This is a genomic window from Streptomyces sp. NPDC020845, assembly GCF_044334165.1.
GTDB lineage: Bacteria > Actinomycetota > Actinomycetes > Streptomycetales > Streptomycetaceae > Streptomyces.
In genome coordinates, this window is sequence record NZ_JBIRSJ010000001.1 from 392,729 (window position 1) to 411,799 (window position 19,071).

The 19,071-nt window shown below is 70.2% G+C and carries 20 protein-coding genes and 1 pseudogene; 11 read left to right on the forward strand and 10 right to left on the reverse strand.

Annotation, left to right across the window (positions count from 1 at the left end; genetic code table 11):
* Window positions 1–40: 40 nt before the first annotated feature.
* Genes ACH4U7_RS01485 through ACH4U7_RS01500 form a run of 4 tightly spaced genes read right to left on the reverse strand, consistent with a single transcriptional unit; the run spans window position 41 to window position 4,251 of the window.
* Window positions 41–1,132 carry a LacI family DNA-binding transcriptional regulator gene (locus ACH4U7_RS01485; RefSeq protein WP_398526001.1) on the reverse strand — a complete coding sequence of 364 codons (1,092 nt, stop codon included), beginning with the start codon at window positions 1,130–1,132 and terminating at the stop codon, window positions 41–43.
* The gene (locus ACH4U7_RS01490) at window positions 1,129–1,956 is read right to left on the reverse strand and encodes a carbohydrate ABC transporter permease (protein ID WP_385609775.1); all 828 of its coding nucleotides are present in this window, start codon (window positions 1,954–1,956) and stop codon (window positions 1,129–1,131) included. The genes ACH4U7_RS01485 and ACH4U7_RS01490 overlap by 4 nt, the downstream gene beginning before the upstream one ends.
* Window positions 1,957–1,970: 14 nt before the next feature.
* Window positions 1,971–2,909 carry a carbohydrate ABC transporter permease gene (locus ACH4U7_RS01495; protein ID WP_398526002.1) on the reverse strand — a complete coding sequence of 313 codons (939 nt, stop codon included), beginning with the start codon at window positions 2,907–2,909 and terminating at the stop codon, window positions 1,971–1,973.
* Window positions 2,910–2,961: 52 nt separating this feature from the next.
* Window positions 2,962–4,251, reverse strand: coding sequence for an ABC transporter substrate-binding protein (locus tag ACH4U7_RS01500; protein WP_398526003.1), 1,290 nt, complete (start codon window positions 4,249–4,251; stop codon window positions 2,962–2,964).
* 190 nt (window positions 4,252–4,441) lie between these two features.
* Between ACH4U7_RS01500 and ACH4U7_RS01505 the strand changes: the two genes are divergently transcribed.
* The 5 genes from ACH4U7_RS01505 (at window position 4,442) to ACH4U7_RS01525 (ending at window position 8,780) form a co-directional block, all read left to right on the forward strand.
* Window positions 4,442–4,882, forward strand: a complete 441-nt coding sequence (locus tag ACH4U7_RS01505) for an RrF2 family transcriptional regulator (protein WP_385609770.1) — start codon at window positions 4,442–4,444, stop codon at window positions 4,880–4,882.
* Between the two features lie 108 nt (window positions 4,883–4,990).
* A complete protein-coding gene (locus ACH4U7_RS01510; protein ID WP_398526004.1) occupies window positions 4,991–6,196 on the forward strand; it encodes a globin domain-containing protein in 1,206 nt (401 codons plus the stop codon).
* Between the two features lie 126 nt (window positions 6,197–6,322).
* Window positions 6,323–7,240: a sigma-70 family RNA polymerase sigma factor gene (locus ACH4U7_RS01515; protein WP_398526005.1), complete on the forward strand. Its 918-nt coding sequence runs from the start codon at window positions 6,323–6,325 to the stop codon at window positions 7,238–7,240.
* A gap of 171 nt (window positions 7,241–7,411) precedes the next feature.
* Window positions 7,412–7,834, forward strand: coding sequence for a hypothetical protein (locus tag ACH4U7_RS01520; RefSeq protein ID WP_398526006.1), 423 nt, complete (start codon window positions 7,412–7,414; stop codon window positions 7,832–7,834).
* Between the two features lie 73 nt (window positions 7,835–7,907).
* The gene (locus ACH4U7_RS01525; RefSeq protein ID WP_398526007.1) at window positions 7,908–8,780 is read left to right on the forward strand and encodes a hypothetical protein; all 873 of its coding nucleotides are present in this window, start codon (window positions 7,908–7,910) and stop codon (window positions 8,778–8,780) included.
* A 45-nt stretch (window positions 8,781–8,825) separates the two neighbouring features.
* Here the strand turns inward: ACH4U7_RS01525 and ACH4U7_RS01530 are convergent, their stop codons facing one another.
* A complete protein-coding gene (locus tag ACH4U7_RS01530; protein WP_398526008.1) occupies window positions 8,826–9,266 on the reverse strand; it encodes a PPOX class F420-dependent oxidoreductase in 441 nt (146 codons plus the stop codon).
* 140 nt (window positions 9,267–9,406) lie between these two features.
* On the opposite strand from ACH4U7_RS01530, the gene ACH4U7_RS01535 reads away from it, so the two are divergent.
* Complete coding sequence (locus ACH4U7_RS01535; RefSeq protein WP_398526009.1) at window positions 9,407–9,700, forward strand: hypothetical protein; 294 nt, start codon at window positions 9,407–9,409, stop codon at window positions 9,698–9,700.
* A gap of 186 nt (window positions 9,701–9,886) precedes the next feature.
* Window positions 9,887–10,966 (forward strand): annotated as a pseudogene (locus ACH4U7_RS01540) (MFS transporter); the annotation flags it as partial.
* Here the strand turns inward: ACH4U7_RS01540 and ACH4U7_RS01545 are convergent.
* Together ACH4U7_RS01545 and ACH4U7_RS01550 are read right to left on the reverse strand one after the other, a co-directional pair.
* On the reverse strand, window positions 10,911–11,486 hold the full coding sequence (locus ACH4U7_RS01545) for a hypothetical protein (RefSeq protein ID WP_398526436.1): 576 nt from the start codon (window positions 11,484–11,486) through the stop codon (window positions 10,911–10,913). The pseudogene ACH4U7_RS01540 and the gene ACH4U7_RS01545 sit on opposite strands and share 56 nt — an antisense overlap.
* A 109-nt stretch (window positions 11,487–11,595) precedes the next feature.
* Window positions 11,596–12,537, reverse strand: coding sequence for a LysR family transcriptional regulator (locus tag ACH4U7_RS01550; protein WP_398526010.1), 942 nt, complete (start codon window positions 12,535–12,537; stop codon window positions 11,596–11,598).
* Between the two features lie 254 nt (window positions 12,538–12,791).
* Between ACH4U7_RS01550 and ACH4U7_RS01555 the strand changes: the two genes are divergently transcribed.
* Window positions 12,792–13,721, forward strand: a complete 930-nt coding sequence (locus tag ACH4U7_RS01555; RefSeq protein ID WP_398526011.1) for an SDR family NAD(P)-dependent oxidoreductase — start codon at window positions 12,792–12,794, stop codon at window positions 13,719–13,721.
* 41 nt (window positions 13,722–13,762) lie between these two features.
* Here ACH4U7_RS01555 and ACH4U7_RS01560 read toward each other — a convergent pair whose 3' ends face one another.
* Window positions 13,763–14,131 carry a VOC family protein gene (locus ACH4U7_RS01560; RefSeq protein ID WP_398526012.1) on the reverse strand — a complete coding sequence of 123 codons (369 nt, stop codon included), beginning with the start codon at window positions 14,129–14,131 and terminating at the stop codon, window positions 13,763–13,765.
* Between the two features lie 87 nt (window positions 14,132–14,218).
* Window positions 14,219–15,178 (reverse strand): NADP-dependent oxidoreductase, encoded by a 960-nt coding sequence (locus tag ACH4U7_RS01565; RefSeq protein ID WP_398526013.1) that lies wholly within the window; start codon window positions 15,176–15,178, stop codon window positions 14,219–14,221.
* A gap of 146 nt (window positions 15,179–15,324) precedes the next feature.
* On the opposite strand from ACH4U7_RS01565, the gene ACH4U7_RS01570 reads away from it, so the two are divergent.
* Complete coding sequence (locus tag ACH4U7_RS01570) at window positions 15,325–16,194, forward strand: LysR family transcriptional regulator (RefSeq protein ID WP_398526014.1); 870 nt, start codon at window positions 15,325–15,327, stop codon at window positions 16,192–16,194.
* A gap of 46 nt (window positions 16,195–16,240) precedes the next feature.
* Here the strand turns inward: ACH4U7_RS01570 and ACH4U7_RS01575 are convergent, their stop codons facing one another.
* Window positions 16,241–16,837: a CGNR zinc finger domain-containing protein gene (locus ACH4U7_RS01575; protein WP_398526015.1), complete on the reverse strand. Its 597-nt coding sequence runs from the start codon at window positions 16,835–16,837 to the stop codon at window positions 16,241–16,243.
* Window positions 16,838–16,922: 85 nt separating this feature from the next.
* On the opposite strand from ACH4U7_RS01575, the gene ACH4U7_RS01580 reads away from it, so the two are divergent.
* Together ACH4U7_RS01580 and ACH4U7_RS01585 are read left to right on the forward strand one after the other, a co-directional pair.
* Window positions 16,923–17,711 (forward strand): MBL fold metallo-hydrolase, encoded by a 789-nt coding sequence (locus ACH4U7_RS01580; RefSeq protein ID WP_398526016.1) that lies wholly within the window; start codon window positions 16,923–16,925, stop codon window positions 17,709–17,711.
* Between the two features lie 65 nt (window positions 17,712–17,776).
* Entirely contained in the window at window positions 17,777–19,045 is a 1,269-nt protein-coding gene (locus tag ACH4U7_RS01585; protein ID WP_398526017.1) for an MFS transporter, read from the forward strand.
* Window positions 19,046–19,071 lie beyond the last annotated feature (26 nt).

Consider the following 19,071-nt stretch of genomic DNA (forward strand, 5'->3'; position numbering starts at 1 on the left):
ATGCTCGTGGATCTGTCGGGTGTCAGTGGCGCCGAGGGCATCAGGAGGAAGAGACGGGGGAGACGGGGACGGGCCCGGTGGACTCGCGGACGACCAGACGCGGTCGGTCGTCGAGCACGGACTCCTCGACGTCCTCGCCGCAGCGGGCCAGGAGCAGCCGGGCGGCGGCCGCGCCGACCCGCTGCACCTGCTGGTCGACCGTGGTCAGCCGCGGGTGCAGCCAGCGGCCGAGCGGCAGGTTGTCATAGCCGACCACCGACAGGTCGTCGGGGACGCGCAGACCGTCGCGCTGGGCGGCGCCGATGCCGCATACCGCCATGGAGTCGTTGGCGTAGACGATCGCCGTGGCACGGTCGGGGGTGTCCAGCAGCGCCCGGGTCGCGGCCACGGCGGACACCTCGGTGAAGTCGGTGTGCAGCACCGCGTACGGCCGCAGACCGGCCGCCTTGAGCGCCGTCTCGAAGAAACCGCGCCGCAGCCGGGTGTGCTGGAGATCGGCGGGGCCCGCCACATAGGCGATGCGCCGGTGTCCGAGGTCGAGAAGGTGGCGGACGACCTCCTCGACGGCGGCGCCCTGGTGGCCGAGGCCGACGCTCGGCACCCCGCCGGCCCGGTCGGGCGGACCGAGCAGTACGGCGGGCAGGCCGAGGCGGGCCAGCAGTGCGGGGCGCGGGTCGTTTGTGCGCGCGTCCGTCAGCACGGCTCCGTCGACCCGGCCTTCGGCCGTGAGCTGCCGGTAGAGGGCGTTCTCCTCCTGTGCTCCGGCGACCAGATGCAGCAGCAGACCGTAGCCGCGGGGCGCCAGTTCGCCCTCGATACCGGTGATCAGCTCGCTGAAGTGCGGGTCGGCGCCGAGCACATCGGTGGGGCGCCGTACGACGAGCGCGAGGGTGCGGGTGCGGGCGTTGCGCAGGGCGGCCGCGGGGGCGCTCGGCGACCAGCCGAGCTCTCCCGCGGTGTCCAGGATGCGCTGCCTGGTCGGCTCCGACAGCCGGCCCTTGCCGTGGAATGCCTGGGACACGGCCGCCGTCGACACCCCGGCGGCGGCCGCCACCGCCTTGATGGTGGGCCGACGGCCCTGCTTCCCGGTGGGCGCGTTCCCGGTGGCCGCGTTCCCGGTGGGCGCGCTCACATCTTCACCGCGCCGCTGATGAGCGCCTGCTGCATACGCTTCTGCAGCACCGTGTAGACGATCCATACGGGGATGAGGGTCAGTACGGTGCCCGCGGTGAGGACACCGTAGTCGGTGCCGGTGATCGCCTTGAGTGTGGGCAGGGCCGACTGGACGGTGCGCTGGTCGGGGTCGGGGCCGATGATGACGAGCGAGTACAGGTACTCGTTCCAGAACGTCAGGAAGTTCAGGAGGATCACGGTGGCGATGCCGGGCAGACACATCGGCGTGTAGATGTGGCGCAGCACCGTGTAGGTCGACGCTCCGTCGATCCGGGCGGCCTCCTCCATCTCCCTCGGGATGGTGCGCATGAACTGCACCAGGATCACCACCGACAGCGGCATCGCGGTCGCGGGCAGGAAGAGGACCATGAAGAGCTGCGTATGGAACAGCCCGGTGGCCGCGGCGAGCAGGAACGTGGGAAAGAGCGCGGCGAACGTCGGGATCAGAAAGCCGAGCGAGAACACCTTCTCCATCGCCGAGGCCAGCCGCCCGGTCGACCGGGCGAGCGCGAACGACGCGGGCAGCGCAAGCAGCAGGGTCAGCGCCAGGGAAAGGACCGTCACCAGCGCCGAGTTGACGATGGCCTGGCCCAGGGATGCGCTGTCGTACGCCGTCCGGAAGTTGTCGAAGCCGAGCGAGTCCGGCAGCGCGAAGGGATGGGCGAAGATCTCCTCGTTGCTCTTGAACGCGGAGGCGAGGAAGTAGTAGAGCGGCACGATCAGCAGCACCGCGTAGGTCCACACCAGAAGGTGTGCGGGCAGCCAGCGTTTGCTGAGTTTCATGGTGACCGCTCCGATCAGTAGTTCTGGCGAAACGCACGGCGGATGGCGAGCAGCCCGACGAGCCCGGCCAGAAAGAGGATGACGCCGACGGTCTGGCTGTAACCCAGGTCGGCCGCGATGAACGCCTTCTGGTACACGAGGAACGACAGCGTTGTCGACGAGCTGCCGGGACCGCCCTGGGTGAGCAGCAGAACGTGCTGTGCCGAGCCGAAGAGGGTCCACAGGAACTGCAGCATGGCGACGACGCCGACGTAGTCGCGGATCACGGGGAAGTGGATGCGCCACATGGTCCGCCAGTGTCCGGCCCCGTCCAGCTGCGCCGCCTCGCCGAGTTCGTCCGGGACGCTGTCGAGCCGGGCGGCGAACAGGACGGCGGTGAAGCCGATCCCGCTCCATATGTCCAGGGCGATGAGACAGGCCAGGGCCGTCGACGGTGAGGCGAGCCAGGCATCGGTGAGCGAACCGAGCCCCGCGGACTGCAGTGCGCCGTTGACCAGCCCGTCCGGGGACAGCGCCGCGTAGAACACCATGGCCTTGGCGGGGGTGGAGATCAGACCGGGGATGAACAGCAGATAGCGGATGACACGGTGCCCGGGGGGCTTCTGCGCGACGTAGTAGCCCAGCATATAGGCGCATACGATCATGATCGGCAGCGCCACGGCCAGCTGGACGGCGGTGTTGTTCACCGCGTCCCAGAACACAGGGTCGTCGAAGACCGTGCGGACGTTGTCGAGACCGGCGAAGGACACCGGCTGAAGCATCCCCGGCCAGTGCAGGGCGGCGATCACAAAGATGGCGATCACCGGACCGATCATGAAGATCGCGTACCAGATCAGCGCGGGGACGGCGAGGATCGTGCCGCCCTGCCGGGCGTTGCGCGAACCGGTTGTGGCGGAGGGCGGAGCGGGGTGGCGGATCGTGGCCCCGCCCGGGGTCGACGTCAGCGTCGTCATGAGGTGGCTTCCGTGAGGTGGGCTTAAGGAACTGAGTGAGCGGGCGGGCGGGTCACGCGGAGCGGTACGCGGTTTCGAGTGCGGCTCGGACCTTCGCGGCGCTGGTGCCTCGGGTGAAGGATGTGCTGGTCGCGGTGATCAGCGGCTGGGTGGCGGCGGGCGGGACGTATACGTCGGGCAGCAGCACCTGGCTCACCCTGGAGCCCAGCCGCTGCGCGGCGGCGACCAGGGGGAAGTCCGTGCTGACGGTGTCGGAGCGCAGCGCCATGTCTCGGCCGCTCTCCTTGATGAACCGGGAGACGGTGTCGGGGTGGTACATGAAGCGCAGGAACTTCTCGACGGCGTCGATCTTCTTGACACCGTTCGGGCTGATCCAGAACCCGATCAGGGTGTACGTCCGCAGGATGGTGGGTTTGTCGTGCGCGGCGCCGTCGGTCAGTGGCCAGCCGCCGACCTCGGTGTGCCGGGCCACCTCCTCGTCCACCTTCGCCAGCGCCGAAGACATCGCCGACTCGATGGCCGCGGACTGTGTGTTGAACTGCGTGGTCATCAAGTCCGAGGTGAGGCCCTGCGCCTTGTCGGCGAAGACGCCCGCGTCCCGCAGCGTTACGAAGTAGTCGATCCCCTCCCGGGCGCCCCGGCTGCCGAAGTCCCCGGTGGAGTAGGCGTGCCGGGCCTCGTCCTCGGTCAGAAAGGTCTGAATGATCTGGGCCAGCAGCTTCTGCCCCGTCCAGTCGTTGCCACCGACGGTCACGGGCGCGATCCCCTTGGCGCGCAGCTTGCGGGACGCGGCGATCAGCTCGTCACCCGTGGTGGGTATCGCGTCGACGCCCGCCCGGTCCAGCAGCGCCCTGTTGTAGGCGATCGGCCAGTTGGTGGCGAAGTAGGGGAAGGCCCGCAGCCTGCCCTTGGCGTCGGTCCACGCGGCCAGGGCCTCCGGGCGCACCCGCTCGCGCAGCCCCCAGTCGTTCATATAGCCCTTGACGTCGACGGTGGCGCCGACGTCCGTCCAAGCCAGCGTCTTGTCATAGAGGTTGACCATCACCACGTCCGGCTCCTTGCGGGCCAGCCGTGAGGTCTCGTAGACCTGCGCGAGGTCGTCGCCGTTGATGAGGTTCTTGACCTTGAGCCCCGGATTCTCCCTGCGGAAACGGTCCAGGGACGCGAGGTAGGTGGGCGATCCCGGTGCGGTGGTGCCCAGCTGGCTGTGCACGACGAGCGTGTCGGGATCGGAGTCCGCCGCGGCCACCAGGGAGCAGCCGGACAGGGCAGGCAGGACGGTCGTGGCGGCGAGGCCGGAACCGGCGGCGAGGAGGCCGCGCCTAGTCAGCGGTGAGTGCACTGCGGGGTGTCTCCAACCAGGCGGTTAACGAGTGGTTAATCGATTTACCTCGAGGGTGTGAGGAATGTAGGAGCCGCTTCGCCTCCGGTCAAGCCTTTGGATGTGGCATCTTCCTCGGGCGTGGCCCGCGTGACGCAGTGCACACTCCGTAAAATGCGCATGGCAGATGCAACATTGCTAGGGTGTGGGCGTGAGGCTGACCAGGTACACGGATCTCGCGCTTCGGGCAGTGATGCGCCTGGCCGTCGTGGACGGCGAGGAACTGCTGACCACGAGGCTCATCGCCGATTCCATGAACGTCCCCTATACGCATATGGCGAAGACGATCGCCCATCTGCAACACCTGGGGGTCGTCGAGGCGCGGCGCGGGCGCAACGGCGGGCTGATGCTCACCGACGCGGGCCGGAGCACGCGGGTGGGTGAGCTGATCCGGGTGCTGGAGGGGGACCGTGAGGCCGTGGTGTGCGAGGGGGAGGCCCCCTGCCCGCTGGCCGGTGCCTGTCGATTGCGGCGGGCGCTGCGTGAGGCGCAGGAGGCGTTCTACGCCTCGCTGGACCATGTGACCGTGGCCGATCTGGTGGCCTCGCCGACGGGGCCGGTACTGCTGACGCTGGGTACCGCCCCGGGGTGACCGGCCACGGCCACCGGCCTCGGTGTCCGATGTGGTTCACCACGCCATGCGTGGTGTCTTCGCGGCCAAAAATGCGAATCTTAAATGCAGATTAGAGGTGTGTGTCTGATGCTTTCAACGCAGGCGGTCCCGGTCGTGCGGGCGACGCTTCCCGCGGTGGGGGCCTCCCTGAACACGATCACGGAGCGGTTCTACCAGCGGATGTTCGAGGAGCGTCCGGAGCTGCTGCGGCATCTGTTCAACCGGGCCAACCAGGTCAGCGGCGCGCAGCGCGAGGCGCTGGCCGGTTCGGTGGCCGCCTTCGCCACCCTGCTGGTCGAACGTCCCGACGAACGTCCCGACGCCATCTTGTCGCGCATCGCGCACAAGCACGTCTCGCTGGGCATCACCGCCGACAAGTACACCCTGGTCGGCCGCCATCTGCTGGCAGCGATCGCCGAGGTCCTCGGCGACGCCGTCACCCCCCAGGTCGCCGCGGCCTGGGACGAGGTCTATTGGCTGATGGCCAACTCCCTGATCGCCTTGGAAGCCCGTCTGTACGCGCAGGCGTCGGTCCAAGACGGCGATGTGTGGCGGCAGATGGAAGTAGCCGAGCGCCACCAGGAGTCCCCCGACGCCGTCTCCCTGGTCCTGCGCCGCCCCGACGCCCTGCCCGCCACCGCCTTCCTGCCGGGGCAATACGTCAGCGTCCGCGTCGAACTGCCGGACGGCGGCCACCAGATCCGCCAGTACAGCCTGTCCACCGCCCCCGGACAGAAGACCTGGCGCATCACCGTCAAGCGTGAGAAGTCCGCCGATGGCACCGCCCCCGACGGCGAGGTCTCCTCCTGGCTCCACGCCCATGCCCGCCCCGGACGCACCCTCGAGGTGTCCATGCCCGCCGGTGATCTCGTCCTGCCCGACGCCGACACTCCGCTCCTCCTCGCCTCCGCCGGCATCGGCATCACCCCCATGCTCTCGATGCTCGACCACCTCGCCCTGGCCGGCTCCGCCCGCCCGGTCACCGTCATCCACGCCGACCGCACACCTGCCGACCACGTTCACCGCGACGAGCAGGCCGAACTCGTGGACCGCCTGCCCAATGCCACTCTGCACCTGTGGTACGAGAACAACGCCCACCAGCACCCCGCCCCCAACGTGTCACCCGGCCGGGCCACCCTCGACAACCTCACCCTGCCGAAGGACACCACCGCCTACCTGTGCGGCCCGCTGCCCTTCATGCGCGCGGTACGAGGCGATCTGCTCCACCAGGGGCTGCGCCCCTCCGCCGTCCACTACGAGGTCTTCGGCCCCGACCTCTGGCTCGGCAAGTAGCAGACCAGCACACTTCACGCCGCACACTTCACGCCTCTGACCAGCGGTGACGCTGAACCGCGCCCGGATTACTAGGATTGCCACGAGCACGGAGTGGGTCGGTCCAGCAGCGGAGGCATTGGCGGCATGAACAGGTCAGACGAGCCCACCCCTGACTCGCTCGACGAGGCGGCAGAGACCTTCCTGCAGCTGCGACCCCGTCTGTTCGGCATCGCCTACCGCATCCTGGGCAGCGTGGACGAGGCGGAGGACGTCGTCCAGGACGCCTGGCTGCGCTGGCAGGGCACCGACCGGAGTGTCGTGGAGAATCCCGGGGCCTTTCTGGCGACGGCGACCACCCGGCTGGCCATCAATGTGGCCCAGTCGGCGCGGGTGCGGCGCGAGTCGCATGTGGGCTCGTGGCTGCCCGAGCCGATCGACACCAGCATGGATCCGCACGTCGGTGCCGAGCGCGGCGAGGCCCTTGAGCTGGCCGTGCTGTTCCTCCTGGAGAAACTGAACCCCGTGGAGCGGGCGGCCTATGTGCTGCGCGAGGCATTCGAGTACCCGTACGACCAGATCGCGAACATTCTGCAGCTGAGCCAGGCCAACACCCGGCAGATCGTCAGCCGGTCCCGTAAGCGACTGTCGGCCGAGCGCCGTGAGCCAATCGACACGGCGGAGCTCCGGCGCCTGCTGGAAGCCTTCCTCGCCGCCGCGGCGACCGGCGACATCGACGCCCTTGAGGAGCTGCTGTCGGCCGACGTCGTCGCCCACGCGGACGGCAACGGCATGCGGGGAGTGGCACGGGTCGCGGTCACGGGAGCCCTGCGTGTGGCCAGGATCAGCACATTCGCCAAGAAGTTCATCCCCTGGGACGAGTACCGCATCGTCGAGGTCAATGGCCTTCCCGCTCTGCTGACCGCCAAGGAGGGTGTCGCCACCGCGCTGGTGACCATCACGGTGGGACCGGACGGGATCGACGGGTTCTACTGGATCTTGACGCCGGAGAAGCTCCGGGCGTACGAGCGGTCGTCCCACCGAGCTGTTCCGCGCCAGCAGTAGCGCAAGCCGTAGCGGCGGCCGGGCCAACTGCCGCTCGGGCGTCGCCACCAGGCTGGCACGCAGTGCTAAGCAACTGTCGCCCCCTGCGCATGACATTCGCTCGGCCCGATCGGCAGGATCTTCCATATCGGGCCGATGGTGTCGGCCCGGGAAGAAAGGGGCGAACCTGATATGAGGCAGCAGATGCGGCTTGGGCTGGGCGCGGGGGCCATGGCGGTCGCCGGCGCGTTTCTCCTGGCGCCGACGGCGGGCGCCAGCCCCGCCGCACCGGACCACGCGCGCGGTGCCGCGACCGCTGCGGCGGCGTGCCCCGCGCCGCTGCACGCGTACCAGTACACGAACTACACCGGTGGCTACAAGAAGTTCTGCAAGTCGGACATGAAGCTTTCCGACAACCGGTTCAACAATGGGGGAAAGGTCAACGACCATATCCGCTCGGTGAAGAACCTCACCCGCGGCTGCTACTGGACCCTGTGGACGGACTACTGGAACCGCGGCCGGAAAACCCAGATGGATCCGTGGAGCTGGGACGCCAATCTGGCCAACAACCGGGTCGGGTACAAGACCAGCTCGCTCTACAAGTGGTGTAACTGACACCTGATTTCCGCCGGGGTGCCCCACGTGCCACGCAATGTGGGGCTCCCCGGCTCCCCAGGGAGCTGATGTGATGCACGCTCGCCCGGCCGCCGTGGCAGCCGTGGCCGCCGTGTGCCTGGTCGCCACCGGCTGCTCCAGCGGCGAAGCCGACCCAGCGGGCAGCAGCCCCGCGCAGCACACGTCCCGGCCCCCGGCCCCCACACGGGAGGTGAGAAACCTCGTCCTTCCCTTCGACGCCTACACCCTCGACAGCCCTCAGGTGGCACGCATCGCGGTGGCGCAGGACCGTCTGATCGGATCCTGCATGGCGCGCAGCGGATTCCACTGGCTCCGGCTGCCCGAGCGTCGCACCGAGTCCTGGCCGAACCGCGGTCGGTACGGACTGATCGAAGCGGAGCCCGCGAAGCGGTACGGATACCACCCCCTGCCCGATCCCCGCTCCGAGGCCGCCGAGGCATGGATCGCCCGGCGCGAGCAGGGACTTACCCCGAAGGAGCGGACAGCCGCCTACGGCAGGGACGGCACGTCGGGCTGCGAGAAGGAGGCGCACAGCGAGCTGCTGCGCAACGTGCCCAAAGTCGACTTCGGCCGCTTGGACCGGATCTCGGCCGACACCTACGAGCGCGCCAAACGCCATCCGGACGTGGTGAAGGCGTTCGCCCGCTGGAGCGCCTGTATGCGTGCCGAGGGCTTCCACTACCCGGACCCGATGGCCGCCAACAACGACCCCCGGTGGACGGGGGATTCCCCCTCGCAAGTCGAAATCGCCACGGCCCGGGCCGATGTCGCCTGCAAGCGCCGCACATCGTTGGTGCGCATCTGGTGGCGAACCGAGGCCGACTACCAGGCACAGCAGATCCGGCAGCACGCGAAGTGGTTCGCCCAGATCCGTCTCGCGCGGACGCGATACCTGACGAACGTCGACGCTCACGACGACGCCTGACGACTGAGACCGACTTCGCGAGAGCCGACTTCGGACAGATCACGCTCACGCGTCCGGCAGCACTCCGGGCCGGAACTTCTCAACGCCGACCACACGGTGGACGTGGTACGGCTCGATGTAGACCGCCACTCTCACCTCGCCGGGGGCCAGCCAGGGAAACGTCTCCGTGCCGAGGTACTTCTGCGCGAGCCGGTCCATGACCCGCACGGCCGGCTCTCCCGCCACGAAGCGGACCGCGCGCCCCCGGATCTCCACCCGGTGGTACGGGTTCTCGGTGTCCATGCAGCACAGCGACACCCGGGGGTCACGCCGCAGGTTCTCCTCCTTGATGCGGCCGACCGAGGTGTTGATGACTACCAGGCCGTCCTCCAGGTCGGCCCACATCGGTGTCAGCTGCGGCGAACCGTCCGCGTTCAAGGTGGCCATCTGCCAGAACCTGGGCTCCTGAAGCCAAGCGCGTGTGATCTCGTCCAGTGCGGCTGCCATGCGATCGCTCCTTACTCAACTGCTCAAGCGATTCAACGCATTGGTGATCACCAGGGTTCCGGACAGGGCGCGGCGCGGTCGCTTCACACGGGCCGCGCAGCCACCCGCGCCGTCGCCGTTCACATACGGCGACGGCGCGGGTGGCCGTGGTCGCTCCGCCGACAGGCCCGCCCGGCTATGGGCACGGCGCCACATCAGCCTCCGCCTCTCATGGCGACCTCCGCAACAGCACCTGGCACGTCGTCAACCCCACCGGCTGTATTGCGGTTCCGCTGGAAGACAACAGGTTCCACGTGTACAACTCCACCAACGAATACGCTCTCGCTTACGAGAACGCCAACTGCACCGGTCCCGTCATCGACGTGATCCCGCCCGGCGGTCGCTCCGCGGGAGGCGCCATCGCCATTCTGGGCCGAGCCGTCTGGGTCGACTGATGAACACCAGGTCCGGCTTCTGAACCAGGCCCGGCCGGGCGGTTTGAGGTCAGGCGCGGATCGCCGCGCGGATCGCCTTGGCCTTCTCCTCGGTGAACACACCGCTCTCCAGAAGGGAGAGGGTGGACAGGGCGCTACCGCCCGAACCCCAGCTGTGTCGGTCGGCAGGCGCCCGCCGATGGCCAACGGGCGGTACAGGGCATCGGGGCCGCGGCGCTGAGCCCGGCCTCGCTGGCGCTGCTCGCCGCCGCGTATCCGGTTCCGCAGGAACGGGTCAAGGCGATCGGGTTGTGGGCCGGATTCAGCGGAATCGGCCTGGCTGCCGGACCGCTGGCCGGTGGCATTCTGGTGGATGCCTTCGGCTGGCCCGCCATCTTCCTCGTCAATGTGCCCATTGGCGCCGTCCTGCTGCTTGCCGGACTGCGCGTCCTGAGCGAGTCCCGTAATCCGAGCGCGCCGGCGATCGACATCCCGGGGACGGTCCTGTCCGTCCTGGGCGTGGGGGCGCTGGCCTACGGGCTGATCGAGGGCGGTTCCCGTGGCTGGACCTCGCCGTTGATCCTTGGCAACTTCACCGCCGCGGTGGTGATCCTCGCCGTCTTCGTCGCCGTCGAAGCACGCAGCGCGACGCCGATGCTGCCGTTGCGGCTGTTCCGGCAGCAACTGTTCACGGTGTCCAACACGGCCATGGTCGTGGTGGGTTTCGCGCTCATGGGTTCGTCCTTCTTCTTCTCCCAGTTCTTCGTGTACGTCCAGGGCAGTTCGATTCTGCGCGCCGGCCTGCAGGCCCTGCCCGCCTCCCTCGCCATGGTGATCGTCAGCCCGTATGCGGGCCGCCTCGCCGCGAAGTACGGCTTCCGGATCGTGGTCACCACGGGCCTGGCCCTGGCCGGTCTTGGGCTGCTGGCGCTGGGCTTTGTGCACGCGGACACCGGCTACGGGAATGTGTGGTGGCGGCTGGCGGTCGTCGGCATCGGTTTCGCTCTCACCATGTCCCCGCTCACCGGCGCCGCCATCCAGGCGGTCAGCCCGCGGGAGGGCGGCCTCGCGTCGGGCATCAGCAGCACCACCCGGCAGATCGGCGCGGTGCTCGGCGTGGCCGTGCTCGGAGCCATCGTGCGCACCCGGGAGTCCGGTGGCGCGTCCTTCGAGGCCGGCCTCAACAGCGCCTTCGTCGCGGCGGGCGCCGTCACCTTGGCCAGTGCGGTGTTCACCGGTCTTTGGCTGCTGAAGTCCGAGCCAAGCCCTGTGCCCAGTCCGACAGCAGGGCGAAGTCCTCTGCCGTCAGACCGGTCCGAGGGTCGACACGGTGGAGCAGAGCCTGACCCGCGTGGTGTTCTCGAGTCCACACGCGATCCGCGTCCGTGATCTCGTCGTCGACCCACGCGAACGGCCGGCCCCGCGCCCAGGCGACGATCGAGGGAGTCTTCCAGAACACACCGTTCTCCGGCTCGGTCCGCGGTTCGGGCCAGGGGATGAACGGCAGGGTGGGCAGGCCCAAGAGGGGGGCGAGGAAGTCGTTGGCCTCCTCTTCCCATGTCGTCGCCCAGACCAGGTCATACGGGAGCGAGGCCAGCGCCGGCCCGTGGTCCGGGTTGAGCCAGACCCGCAGTGGCCTGACCTGTTTGTCGGGCAGTCCCCACTCGTTGAGCCGACGCCGCTCGGCAGCGTGCCACCGCGGTGTCAGCAGCCGGTGCGTCTCGTAGCCTTCGGGACGCCTGTGCGGCCTCGCCGCGTACGGATTCAGCGGTCCGTCGACATCCACCAGCAGCACCGGCCGCACCAGCCCACCCCCCCCGTGAGGTCGTCCCCGCACGCTATCGGCCGATACCGGGGAGCCACCAGCGGTTTCGAGGGCCGCCGCCTGGCCGGGTGAGCGGCCCGGCGGCCGTGCGTCACGGATTCGGGACGGTGTCGGTGTCGGTGTCGTCGGCGAGGGCCGCGGCCCACAGAGCGGCCGCGAGGCGGACGACGGGTTCGGCCGGCGGCTGGGGAAGCCGGGCCAGAAGCAGACGCCGCAGCTCCTGCGGCCCGCCGCGCACCGGGAGGATCCGTACGCCGGGCGGCGCCGCGTGGGCCAGTGCGCAGGACACGGTGGTCAGCCCGCAGCCCGCGGCCACCAGATGGAGCTTCGCCAGCCAGTCGCGGGCGGTGTGCACGATCTCGGGCCGCTCGTCCAGGCCCGGCCACACCCCCATGAGCCGGTCCGCGCCGGACGACGAACCGGCGATCCACCGCTGTCCGCGCAGATCGGCCACATCGACGAAATCCCCGCGGGCCAGCGGGTGCGCCGCGGGCACGGCCAGGCAGAGGGCGCGCTCGGTGAGCGTCTGCAACTCCAACGGGGGCGACTCGTCGTCCGGTGCGCGAAACGGCGGCGCCGACGACAGCAGTGCGAGATCGATGCTGCCAGCCCGCAGGGCGCGCACCAGCGCCGGGGTGCCGCCTTCGCGGCTGACGACATGCACACCCGGATCGCTGCGCCGCAGCGCGGCCAGGGCGTGCGGCACCAGGGTCGTGCCAGCGCTGGGCACCCAGCCGAGGCGGGCGGTGCCGCCCTGTTCCGGCAGGCCGGACAGCTCGCGGGCGGTCGCGTCGATCGCGTCGAGCACGACGGTGGCGCGGCGCATGACGACCCGCCCGGCCGCGGTCAGCCGCACCCCGCCGCGCCGCCGTTCCAGCAGTTCCGCGCCCGCGACCCGCTCGATCGAGGCGATCTGCCGGGACACCGCCGACTGTGTGTACCCCAGCGACGCCGCGGCCGCGGTGAACGTCCCCTGCTCGGCCACCGCGCGGAACACCCGCAGCGCGGTCAGCGAAACATCCGTGAAGTCCATGACGTTTACGCATATTACCCGTGCGAAAGTTTCGTTGGACTCATGAACCGGGGCGTTCCTACCGTTGCGGCATGAACGCTCCCCGCATCGCCCTCGTCACGGGCGCCAACCAGGGCCTCGGACAGCCAGGCCCAACCGCCCTCCCAGGCGGCCGAGGCCGTGCTCGACCTCGTGTTCGCCGAGCACGTCGACCCCGCCCTGTACGGCGAGCGATTCCTCGCCCCAACTGACGTTTCTTGACAGGGAGTTCACCGATGACCGCCATCACCACGCCCTTCGGCTTCTCCAGTACGGCCGCAGAGGTCGCGCAGGGCATTGACCTCACCGGCCGCCGCGCGCTGGTCACCGGCGCATCCTCCGGTCTCGGCACGGAAACGGCCCGCGCCCTGGCCGGTACGGGGGCGGCCGTCACCCTGGCCGTACGCGAGGTGGCGGCGGGCGAGCGCGTCGCCAAGGACATCGCCGAAGCGACCGGAAACCAGGACCTGCACGTCGCCCACCTGGACCTCGCCGATCCGGCGTCCATCACCGCCTTCACCACGGCCTGGCAGGGCCCGCTGCACATCCTGGTCAACAACGCCGGTGTCATGGCCTGCCCCGAGCAGTACACCGGACAGGGCTGGGAGTGGCAGTTCGCCACCAACCACCTCGGCCACTTCGCCCTTGCCACGGGCCTGCACGACGCGCTCGCCGCCGATGGCGCCGCCCGTATCGTCGCCGTCAGCTCCACCGGCCATCAGCAGTCCCCGATCGTGTGGGACGACATCCACTTCGCCTTCCGCCGCTACGACCCATGGCTCGCCTACGGCCAGTCCAAGACCGCCAACGTCCTCTTCGCGGTGGAGGCCACCCGCCGCTGGGCCGCCGACAACATCACCGCCAATGCCCTGATGCCCGGCGCCATCCACACCAACCTCCAGCGCCACATCGGTGACCGCGGCAGCGGCAGGGTCCCGGCCGAGCTCATCAAGACGGTCGAGCAGGGCGCCGCCACGTCCGTATTCCTGGCCACCTCACCCCTGCTGGAAGGCATCGGCGGCCGCTACTTCTCCGACTGCAACGAGACCGAGATCGTCGACCGCCGCACCGGCGCCCTGCACGGCGTGGCCCGCTATGCCATCGACCCGGACAACGCCCGGCGGCTGTGGACGCTCTCGCAGGAGCAGCTCGCGGCCGCGAGCTGAACCGCCGGGCGCCCGGCCCGCTGCTGTTCCTGAGCGAGTAATCAGCCTCTGACCAGGCAGAAAGGATGCCCGGCCGGATCGGTGAGGACCCGCCACCGATCCGCATTCGGCTGGTGGTCCGGTTTGCCCGCGCCCAGTTCCAGCAGCCGGGCCTCGGCCTCGTCCAGGTCGTCGACCGCGAAGTCGAGGTGGAACTGCTGGGGAACGGTCTGATCGGGCCAGCGCGGAGCCCGATAGTCGTCGACGCGCTGAAAGCCGATGAAGAGCCCGTCCTCAGACGTGAGACCAGCGAAGTCGGCGTCGGATTTCGGGTGCGGTTCGAGCCCGGTGGCCTGCTGATAGAACGCCGCCAGAGCCAGCGGATCAGGGCAGTCGAGTGTTACCGCGCACAACTTCATCTGCAGGGACATGGCACCTCCGGCCGATCCGTGGACTTCCGCCATGCACACCCTAGAGACGGCCACCTCCCCCGCAGACGGTGATTTACGCCCGAAGGGTCAGTGCACCCGCAGCACGGTCTTGCCGCGCAGCCCCGCGACCTCGACGCCGTCGAGGAGGGCTCGCGGTGCCTCCTCCAGAGGGAGCTCCGCGCCGATGACGGGCCGGATGGCGCCCGCCGTGACGAGCCTTGTGAGCTCGGCCAGCCGCTCGGGCTTGCGGTCGAGGCGGTAGTTCGCGGTGCGGATGCGCTCGTCGGCGAGGAGTCGTTCGTCGAGGCCGAAGGCGGTCGAGAGCAGCGCGCCGCCGTCCCGTACGGCGCCGGCCACGCCGCTGGTGAGGGAGCGGTCGCCGACGAGGTCGAGGATCGCGTCGAAGCCTTCGGGCTCGAGCCCGCGCAGCGCCTGGGGCAGGGGCTCCGCGCCGCGGACGACGATGTCGCTGGCGCCGAGCTCTCGCACCTGTTCGGCGAGTTGGGCGGATGCCGTTGCGATGACCCGGAGCCCGCGAGCCGCGGCGGCCTGCACCACGAAGGTGCCGACGCCGCCCGTCGCGCCGATGACGAGCAGCGTGCCGTGCTCGGGCACCCGCGCATGGTCGATCGCACCCAGCGCGGTCATGCCGGAGGTCGGCAGCGCGGCGGCCACATGGCTCGGTAGCTCGTCGGGGACGGCCGTCAGCGCGCCGAACGCGGGCGCCGCCTGCACAACACAGACCTCCGCGAAGGTGCCGCACCGCAGCGGCCGGCTCCAGAACTGGCCGAAGACGCGATCTCCCACCCGGAATTCCGTGACGCCGTCGCCGATCGCGATCACGGTGCCGGCACCGTCCATGCCGAGCGTGAGGGGAAACCGGTACTCCCCGATCGCCGCCAGCGCCCCGGAGGCGATGGCCATGTCCAGCGGGCTGATCGCCGCCGCCTCGATGGCGACCTGCACCTGACCGCTGCCGGGCTCGGGCACGGGCAGCTTCTTGAGCTCCGGGGTGTCACCGAAGCGTTCGATGCCGATTGCTCGCATGGTTCTCTCCATTCCGCCGCGGGCCACCCGCCCTGCGACCGCCCCAGCGTGCGGTCAGGACGAGGCCCGTAGGAACGACCGATCCGGCACCGACTATGAACAGAAAAGCATCAATGGCGATGCTCAACAGGTCATAGTGTGGGGTCATGGCAGTGGAGTCCCGGCCCTTGCGGTACTTCGTCGCGGTAGCGGAGGAACGCAGCTTCAGGCGCGCCGCAGAACGGCTCGGCATGGCCGCCCCCGCGCTGTCGCGTGCGATCCGCAACCTCGAGGCCGAGCTCGGCGTGCGCCTCTTCGAGCGCTCCACGCGCGTGGTGGAGCTGACCGAACCCGGCGCCGTACTGCTGGCTCAGGTGGCCCCCGCCCTCGAAGCACTCGACGCGGCGGTCCGCCGCGCCCAACGGGCCTCGGCGCCGAATCGCAGTGTGCTGCTGGCCGTCAAGGCAGATGCCGACGGGGGACTGCTGGAGGACGTACTCGCCGCGACGGCCGCCGAACCCGATGCCGAGCCCGTCGCCGTGCGCCTGTGCGGCTGGCGGGAGCATGCGCGGCTGCTGCGTACGGGGGAGGCTGACGCGGCGCTGATGTTCGAGCCGTACGATTCGGGCGGCATCGACGCGGATGTCGTCGCGGTCGAGCCCCGTGTAGCGGCGCTGCCCGTGGATCACGCCCTCGCCGGTGCCGCCCGGGTACGGCTCGCCGACCTCGGCATCGGCCTTGGGGAAGTCGACGAACGGGCGGAGCGCGACATCGGTGAGCAGGGTGTGCACGATCTCGCGCAACTGCTCGCGCTCATCGGCCTCGGCGTGACCATGACCGTGCTCCCCAGGTCAGTCGCCGCCAGATATCCCCGACAGGGCGTGGCCTACGTCCCCATCGAGGACTGCCCTCCCGCCGCACTGGTCATCGCCTGGCCGGAACGCTCCCGCAACCGTGGTGTGGCCGCGCTGGTGCGCGCGGCGGTGGCCGTCGCCGAGTCGCGGGGGATGGGCGCGGCTGTAGAGGCGCCGGGGTAGCGCTGTGTTCTGATGCGTCGTAGCGGCCGACGGCCGCCGCTACGGGTCACGCTTCCGGGCGGGTGCGCCGGGCGTACGCGCGGGCGGCGCGGGCGCGGTCGCCGCAGCGGGTGGAGCACCAATGGCGGCGCCCGTGGCGCAGCAGGTAGCGGTTGCAGGGGGTGGAGCCGCAGCCGGTGAGGCGGTCGGCGTCGGGGCCGGTGAGGAGGTCGGCCGCGTTGGCCGCGAGGGCCGCGAGGGCGCGGTCGAGGATTTCGTTGGTGGGGCACGGGGCCGCGCGGTAGGGGCCGTTCTTCTCGTCCCAGTACAGCAGCGCGGCCGTGGGAGCTTTGCTCAGCGCGTCGTTGACGGCGGACAGCGCCGCGGGCAGGGCGGGCAGCCCGGCGACGCGGGCGGCGAACAGCGATCTGAGGTGTTCGCGCAGGGAGCGCAGCTGCGCCGCGCACATCTCCTGCACCCCGGCGTCAGCCGGTGCGAGGCCGCGTTCGGTCAACCATCGATTCGTGGCACCGGGGGTGCCGAGGAGATCGATGAAGTGCCCTCCGGGCAGCGCGATGGCGCTGTTGGCGAAGTCGAGGGCGAGGTATTCCTCCGCCCCCGGCGCGGGCGGTGGCACGGATTCGGCGGTCGGGGTCTCGCTCATGGCTGTCATGGTACGGCTTGTGTTCATCCGTGAGACACGGCTATCGTCCCTCACGGATAAGTCGCTCTACATCCGTGAGGTTTTGATGCCTGGCACCCCTATGCCCACTGAGCAGATCCCCGTCCGTGTCTTCGGCGGCCCGACGGCCCTTTTCGAATACGGGGGCCTGCGGTTCCTGACCGACCCCACCTTCGACGAGCCCCGCGACTACCACGTGCCGGGCGGGCAGCTGACCAAGACGGCGCCCTCCTCCGCCGCGCCGGCCGACCTCGGCCGTATCGACGTGGTCCTGCTCTCCCACGACGAACACCCCGACAACCTCGACGACTCCGGCCGGGCCCTGCTCGCCGACGTCCCGCTGACCCTGACCACGCCCGGGGGCGGGCAGCGCCTGGGGGAGGGGGCCAAGGGGCTGGCCGACTGGGAGTCGATCGAGCTGGACCGTCCCGGCGGCGGCACGATCACCATCACGGGCGTGCCCGCCGTCCACGGGCCCGGCGCGCGCGAGGACGTCGAGCCGATCACCGGCCAGGTCGTCGGATTCGTGCTGACCGGGGAGGGCCTTCCCACGGTCTACGTCAGCGGCGACAACGCCTCGCTCGACCTGGTCGAGGACATCGCCGAACGGCTCGGCCCGGTGGACACCGCCATCCTGTTCGCCGGGGCTCCCCGCTTCTCCGTCCTCTTCGACGGCGCGCTGATCGTCCTCGACAGCGCGCAGGCGGCTCAAGCCGCTCGGATCCTCGGTGCCCGCCGGGTGGTGCCCGTCCACTACGACAGCTGGGCGCACTTCACCGAGGGCCGTGACGAACTGATCGCCGCCTTTACGGACGCCGGGCTGCTCGACCGCCTGGACCTGGGCGACCGGGGCTGACCACGCGGCCGGGCGGGCCGTTGGCTTGTCGCCGTCCGGGTCGCGCCTAGCGAAAGAACTCTCTTGTGACGACTACCGTGCCCGCTCGGGTCGAGGATCTGCCGCGGTCTCAGGCGCAGCGCCGCGTCCTGACCGTCCTGATTGCCGCTCAGGTGTTCAGCGGCGCCGGGCTGGCGGCGGGGGTGACCGTCGGTGCCCTGCTCGCGCAGGACATGCTCGGCTCCACCAGTCTTGCCGGTCTGCTCGGCGCCCTGTCCACCGCCGGTTCCGCGCTGGCGGCCGTCGCGGTCGGCCGTATCTCTCAAGCGCGCGGACGCCGCCCCGGTCTTGCCGCCGGGTACCTGGCCGGTGCCATCGGCAGTGCGGGCGTCATCGTCGCCGCCGTCGTCGGGAGCTCCGTGCTGCTGTTCGCCGCGATGTTCGTCTATGGCGCCGGTGCGGCTACGAATCTGCTGGCCCGCTACGCCGGTGCCGACCTGGCGGATCCTGCGTACCGCGCCCGCGCGGTGTCCACCGTGCTGGTCGCCACCACCCTGGGCGGCGTGGTCGGCCCCAATCTCGCAGCGCCTGCCGGTGACCTTGCGCACGCCCTCGGCATCCCCCGCCTGACCGGGCTGTTCCTTCTCTCGGGTGCCGCCTACGCGCTGGCCGCCCTGGTTCTGGCCGTATGGCTGCGTCCCGACCCGCTGCTGCTGGCCCGCACGCTGGAGGCGGAGCGTGCCGCCGCGGCGGTCGCGCGCCCGGACGATGTCGGCGGTCGGGCACGGCCGGCGGCCGGACGGCGCCGCTCCGGCGTCCTGGTGGGTGCGCTGGTCATGGTGGTCACCCAGCTGGTCATGGTCGCGATCATGACGATGACGCCGGTCCAGATGCACGACCACGGCCACGGCGCCGCCGCCTCCGGCCTCGTCATCTCGATCCACATCGGGGCGATGTATCTGCCCGCACCCCTGTCCGGCTGGCTCGTCGACCGATACGGCCGGCTCACGGTCGCCGCCGCTGCCGCGCTGGTCCTGCTGGCCGCCGGGATCGTCGCCGCCAACGCCCCTGTCGGTTCCGCCGCCGTGTTCGCGGTGGCCCTCGCGTTGCTGGGTGTGGGCTGGAGTCTCGGCCTCGTCAGCAGCACCGCGATCATCACGGATGCCGTTCCCCTGGCCACCCGTGCCAGGACCCAGGGGTTGGTCGACGTCTCCATCGCCATCGCGGGCGCCACGGGCGGTTTGGCCTCCGGCCTGGTCGTCGCAGGCGCCGGCTATCCCGTCCTGGCCGTCGGCGGCGGCATCCTGGCGTTGGCCATCGTGCCGACGGTCGTCGTCGCGGCGCGCAGCCGATGAGCGACGGCCCCCTGCATCCATCTGTC